Source organism: Methanobrevibacter sp., from assembly GCF_036307625.1.
Taxonomy (GTDB): domain Archaea; phylum Methanobacteriota; class Methanobacteria; order Methanobacteriales; family Methanobacteriaceae; genus Methanocatella.
The window spans coordinates 1-5,362 of record NZ_JAXJXF010000079.1 but is presented as its reverse complement, the minus strand read 5'-3'; the positions used below and the strand labels follow the sequence as shown (position 1 = coordinate 5,362).

At 33.7% G+C, this 5,362-nt stretch carries 8 protein-coding genes; 7 read left to right on the top strand and 1 reads right to left on the bottom strand.

Annotated elements, in window-relative coordinates; translation table 11 throughout:
- The first annotated feature begins 6 nt into the window (after positions 1-6).
- The 3 genes from UIB65_RS05090 to UIB65_RS05080 all read left to right on the top strand — a co-directional run bounded on the left by UIB65_RS05090 (position 7) and on the right by UIB65_RS05080 (position 1,168).
- Positions 7-195: a 50S ribosomal protein L37e gene (locus UIB65_RS05090; RefSeq protein WP_067042784.1), complete on the top strand. Its 189-nt coding sequence runs from the start codon at positions 7-9 to the stop codon at positions 193-195.
- 166 nt (positions 196-361) lie between these two features.
- Positions 362-769, top strand: a complete 408-nt coding sequence (locus UIB65_RS05085; protein ID WP_296802940.1) for a hypothetical protein — start codon at positions 362-364, stop codon at positions 767-769.
- A gap of 9 nt (positions 770-778) precedes the next feature.
- Positions 779-1,168 carry a hypothetical protein gene (locus UIB65_RS05080; RefSeq protein ID WP_330040019.1) on the top strand — a complete coding sequence of 130 codons (390 nt, stop codon included), beginning with the start codon at positions 779-781 and terminating at the stop codon, positions 1,166-1,168.
- 9 nt (positions 1,169-1,177) lie between these two features.
- Here the strand turns inward: UIB65_RS05080 and UIB65_RS05075 are convergent, their stop codons facing one another.
- A complete protein-coding gene (locus UIB65_RS05075) occupies positions 1,178-1,513 on the bottom strand; it encodes a hypothetical protein (protein WP_330040018.1) in 336 nt (111 codons plus the stop codon).
- 216 nt (positions 1,514-1,729) lie between these two features.
- Between UIB65_RS05075 and rnc the strand changes: the two genes are divergently transcribed.
- From rnc to UIB65_RS05055, 4 genes are read left to right on the top strand one after another with little or no spacing between them, the layout of a single operon-like run.
- Positions 1,730-2,401, top strand: a complete 672-nt coding sequence (rnc, locus tag UIB65_RS05070) for a ribonuclease III (protein ID WP_330040017.1) — start codon at positions 1,730-1,732, stop codon at positions 2,399-2,401.
- 1 nt (position 2,402) lies between these two features.
- On the top strand, positions 2,403-3,872 hold the full coding sequence (locus tag UIB65_RS05065) for a homoserine O-acetyltransferase (protein ID WP_330040016.1): 1,470 nt from the start codon (positions 2,403-2,405) through the stop codon (positions 3,870-3,872).
- A gap of 33 nt (positions 3,873-3,905) precedes the next feature.
- Positions 3,906-4,604, top strand: a complete 699-nt coding sequence (locus tag UIB65_RS05060; RefSeq protein ID WP_330040020.1) for an AzlC family ABC transporter permease — start codon at positions 3,906-3,908, stop codon at positions 4,602-4,604.
- The gene (locus UIB65_RS05055; protein WP_330040015.1) at positions 4,604-4,918 is read left to right on the top strand and encodes an AzlD domain-containing protein; all 315 of its coding nucleotides are present in this window, start codon (positions 4,604-4,606) and stop codon (positions 4,916-4,918) included. The genes UIB65_RS05060 and UIB65_RS05055 overlap by 1 nt, the downstream gene beginning before the upstream one ends.
- Positions 4,919-5,362: the final 444 nt, after the last annotated feature.

Sequence of the window (5,362 nt, the reverse complement as noted above, 5' to 3'; positions counted from 1 at the left end):
GTATCAATGTCAAAGGGAACTCCATCAATGGGTAAAAAGAATAAAAAGACCCATATCAGATGTAGAAGATGTGGTAGAAACACTTATCACATACGTAAAAAAGTCTGTGCTTCTTGTGGATTCGGTAAATCCAAAAAACTAAGAAGATACAGTTGGCAAAATAAAAAACCAACTACTAGACAAAGATTAGTATAAGTTGGTAAATGTGAAGATTATTCAATTAATCTTCTTCAAACTACTTTTTTTAGATAACCTTTAACTCACTGCTTGTTTTATATACTGCTTTTTTTAGATAACTTTATTAACTATTGTGGTTTATAATTAATTTAGGTATAACTAAATTTTTTTAGGAGGTCTACTCATGACTGAACTAAGCGATATAGCTAAAGAAAATGAAGTAAATTTAGAAAATTGCGTTGTTTTTATAAGAGGCAACGATGACATATTAGCTGTAGACATTTCCAATGCTGGAATAAGGCAAAGAAGTGATGATACAATGGGATTCACTTTTTCAATTACTCCAAAACAAGCATTAAAACTTGAAGAATACTTTAATAAATTCACTACTGGTGAAAAATTCTACTTTGATATTTCCCAGACAGGTTACAGGCCGGTCTATTACAGGGGCTTGTCTCCAATGACTAAGGAAATCAGCAAAGAATATGAATCAAAATTCAATATAACCTTGTTTGCTCAAAAGGCTATTGTAGAACCTGACGATTCCTATTTTGCTCCAACATGTGATTGTTGTGAGTTTTGCCATATCTGAGGTGATATCATGTTTAATTCAGAAATATCAAATAAGATAACATTATCTAAAAAGAAATCAAATGAATCTATTGAAATAGATCAAAGAAGAGTTCAAATTCGTAAAAACGAAAATGGTTTGATGGGTGTTAGCTATTTGGCGCCCGTCTTTGAAATAATGGATTTAGAAAATTTCTTTGACGGTGTTATTGCATCTGAAAATTTAGGCATGGACATTGGGGGAACCGGTGAGTTTACTGTAAGCTTTAGAGGGCTTGTTGATGGAAGAGGTAAAGATTTGCCTCAGAATCTCGACCATAAAATCATTCTCCTGCAGGAGCCTAAATGTTTGGATCCAAGAGAAAATATTCAGATTGCAGGATTTTCAAAATTTAAGATTAAAGGAAAAATTTCCGAATAATCTTTTTTTTTAAAATTCATCTTCAACGGCATCCCATAAATCTACTGCCCAACCTTGATTGCCGTCAATTACCATGTCAAGCAACCTTACTTTACCGTCTCTGAATCTGAACAGTCTGTAGTCCAATTGGGGTTTTTTAGCAGTTCCTTCTTTATTGCAATCAAGATACACTCCTTCACTGTATTCTTCTTCAAAGTCACCCGCCTGAACGAAATCTCCAACAAGAGAATATCCGTTTTTAACGCTTTTGTCTAATTTTTCAACGGTTTTCAGCCATCCTCCCTGAGCTCTAAATTTTATGTCAGGGTCAATTTTTGTAATTTCTTCTTGCCAATTTATTATCATGTTACCAAATCCCTTTTTCTTTTAAACTTGGTTGGGGAAAAAGTTTCATTAAACTTTTTCGCTGCCGTTTATTATTTAATGTGCTGTTGATATATAGGGTTCGTCAGAGAGCATTTGAGAAGTAATGTTTTTATATAACAATAGTTATAAATTAATTATATATAAGTTCGGTTAAATAAATAATACTATTATAATATAACAAGTCTGGGCTTAATCATGAATATCTTGGAAAACTTTGGAATAGATACTGAAAATGAACATATCTATGAGGTTGCTTTCACACATGCGAGTTATAGTACTAACCATGGCTTAAATTACACATATGAAAGATTGGAGTTTTTAGGAGATTCTGTTTTAAATGTTGTTGTTTCAGAATATTTATTCAAGAAATATCCTGATTTTGAGGAAGGAAAATTAACCAAACTGAGAGCAAATTATGTTTGTCAGAATGCATTGATTTATTATGCAAATGAATTGGGCTTGAAAAACCATATCAGACTAATTTCATCAGGTGACGTTAATCTTACTAAAAACGAAATAATATCCATTACTGCAGATGTAGTTGAGTCATTTATTGGAGCGATGTTTGTAGATAAGGGATTGGAATTTGCAAAAGATTTCATAGCAAAAAACATATTTAAATATATTGATGATGAAAAAGTGTTTTTCACAGATTATAAATCTACAATTAAGGAATACTGTGACGCTAATGACCTTCAGATTGATTATGAAATCTTAAAAGAATTTGGTGTTCCTCATGATAAGACATTTATAGTGGCTATTCTACTCGACGGTGAAGAGTTTGGTGTTGGAAAAGGTAAAAATAAAAAAGAAGGAGAACAAGCAGCATCCAAAGTTGCTTTAGAGCGATTGAATATTGGTGTTTAAAATGAACGATGAATCTGTTGGTATTGTTGAGACAAAATATCTAAATATTGAAGAACCAATTGAATTAGATAGTGGTAAAACCCTCAGTGATGTTACTGTTGCATATGAAACATATGGTGAACTTAACAAGGAGAGATCTAATGCTATTCTAATTTGTCATGCTCTAACAGGAGACGCACATGCTGCAGGATGGCATAAAGGGGATAAAAAACCTGGATGGTGGGAAATAGTAATAGGTCCCGGAAAAGCAATAGACACTGAGAAATACTTTGTGATATGTTCCAATGTTTTAGGGGGATGTAAAGGAACCACAGGTCCAAGTTCAATCAATCCTAAAACTGGAAAAGAATATGGTATAGAATTTCCAGTAATTACAATTAAAGACATGGTTACAGTTCAAAAGAAACTAATTGACTCATTTAAAATAGAACAGCTCTATGCCATTATTGGAGGATCTATGGGTGGAATGCAGGTTCTTCAATGGTTGGTGGACTATCCTGGCATGATGAAGAAGGCCATTCCAATGGCTACCTCAGCTATGTCTTCACCTCAGCAAATTGCATTCAATGCCGTAGGTCGCCAATCAATATTTTCAGACCCTCACTGGAACAATGGAAATTACTATGAAACAGGCTTAAAACCTGAAAACGGTCTTTCAATAGCACGTATGATTGCACACATTACCTATTTGAGTGATGAATCCATGTATATTAAATTTGGACGTGACCTTCAGGATAAAGATGAAATAAGTTATGATTTCACAACAGATTTCCAGGTCGAAAGTTACTTGAAACATCAGGGAGAAACCTTTGTAAAACGTTTTGATGCAAACAGCTATCTCTACATTACAAAAGCGGTAGATTTATTCGATTTGTCTGTAAATAAATCATTGATTGATGGATTTAAGGACATTGATGCAAAAATTGAAGTAATATCAGTTGATTCAGATTGGTTATATCCGACAGAACAGAGTACAGATATTGTAACAGCACTCAATGCAAATGATGTTGAAGTATCATTTTCAGAAATAAAATCCAACTATGGCCACGATGCATTTTTACTTGAAAAAGGACAATTGAACTTCATTTTATCCAAATTCCTGGCAAATGATGTTGTCAGTGATGTGATGAAGGGGGTTGTTGTTACTATCAAAGGAGATGCGGATGTTAAGGATGCAGCTAATTTGATGTTGGATAAGCAGGTGACACATATTCCTGTAGTTACAGATGATTATAAGCTAATCGGAATTGTTACCAGTTGGGATTTATCAAAATCCATTGCAATGAATACTAATCTATTGAAGGATATTATGACAACTACCGTCAAATACTGTTATGCTGATGAGTCAATTGAAAATGTTGCTCGGATGATGAACGAGCATGACATATCTTCACTTCCTGTTGTTGATGAAGACATGAAAGTTTTGGGAATCATTACAACAGACCAAATTAGTCATTTATTAGTTAAATAACTAATTTTCTTTTTTTTATAATATCAAGGAGACATTACTATTTCTAGAAAGGATAAGTTTATTGATGGCGCTAAAAAGGGTATTCCAATTACCTTCGGATATGTTCCGATGGGAATAGGATATGCTGCCATTGCTATGAAGGCAGGTTTCACCCCATTGCAGACAATATCTATGTCTTTTCTAGTTTATGCAGGTGCAGGACAGATTATAGCGGCGTCAATGGCTCTTTCAGGTGCAACTGCAATAGCTATCATATTGACAAACTTTGTTGTTAACCTGAGGTATTTCGTAATGTCAACATGTGTCCTGAATCAGGTTGAAGAGTCTAATACTCCTTTGAATATCCTGGCCGCCCACGTTACTGTCGATGAATCATTTGCGATGTTTTCGCTTTCTGAAGATTCGTCAATTTGGATATATCTGGGAATTGCAATAACTGCTTGGCTAAGCTGGTGTCTGGGAGCGGCAATTGGTGTAGTTTTACTGGATTTGCTTCCTGTTATTGTTACAAACAGTTTCAATATTTCATTATATGCGTTGTTTGTAGCCATTTTGGTTCCTTCCGTTAAGGAATCAAAGCAGATTGCACTTTTGGTTTTAATCACTGCGGTTTTAAATATTGTTTTATCTCAATTTTTGGGAAACTGGTCTTTGATTGTATCAACTCTTGTCGGTGCAGGAATTGGAATGTATATAGTGGATGATGAATATTTTCTTTCGGGTGATGCATGATGGATTACATTAGTCTGGTGATTTTAGGTTGTGCAGTCGTAACATTCATTCCAAGATTGATTCCTGCACTATTTATCGATAAACTTGAATTTCCTCCTAAGGCAGAGAAATTCCTGAATCTGATTCCATACACTGCCCTTGCGGCATTGATATGTCCTGGAGTGTTGACAGTTGACAATCAATTGTGGTATATCGGTTTGATAGGTGCGGTTGTAGCGGCAGGTCTTGCCTGGAAAAAGGTTCCTATAGGAGCTATTGTAATATTGACTGTAGTTGTGCTGATAACTGTTTATTCAATCGTTCCTTTCTTTTAAATTTTTATTTGATTAGGCCATAAGCACTATATTTTAACATTAACATCCTCTATTTTTGGCTTTGATTTAACTTTCAAAAACTTTTTGATATATATGGTTATGGTGGGGTTAACTATTTTTGGAAAATGCTTCACGTTAATGTCAGATTCGATTCACCAGATTGAAATGAAAAACCTGTTTTTGATTTAATTGAATCACATTGTGTGTATTGTTGGTAGAAAAAAAATGTTTTTTAGTTCCAAGCAGTTTTGAGAAAATTGGGTTGCATAAATATGGGTTCGTTAAAACATGATTTTTTCTGCCAGGAACTCTAATGTAACATCAAAATGTGTTAATGAAATGTTACATATGTTAAAGATGGATTACCTAATATATAAATGTTTCGTTTTTAAATTTTTATATAATACTAATTTAAATCAATTTAAATTATAAATAAACTATTAT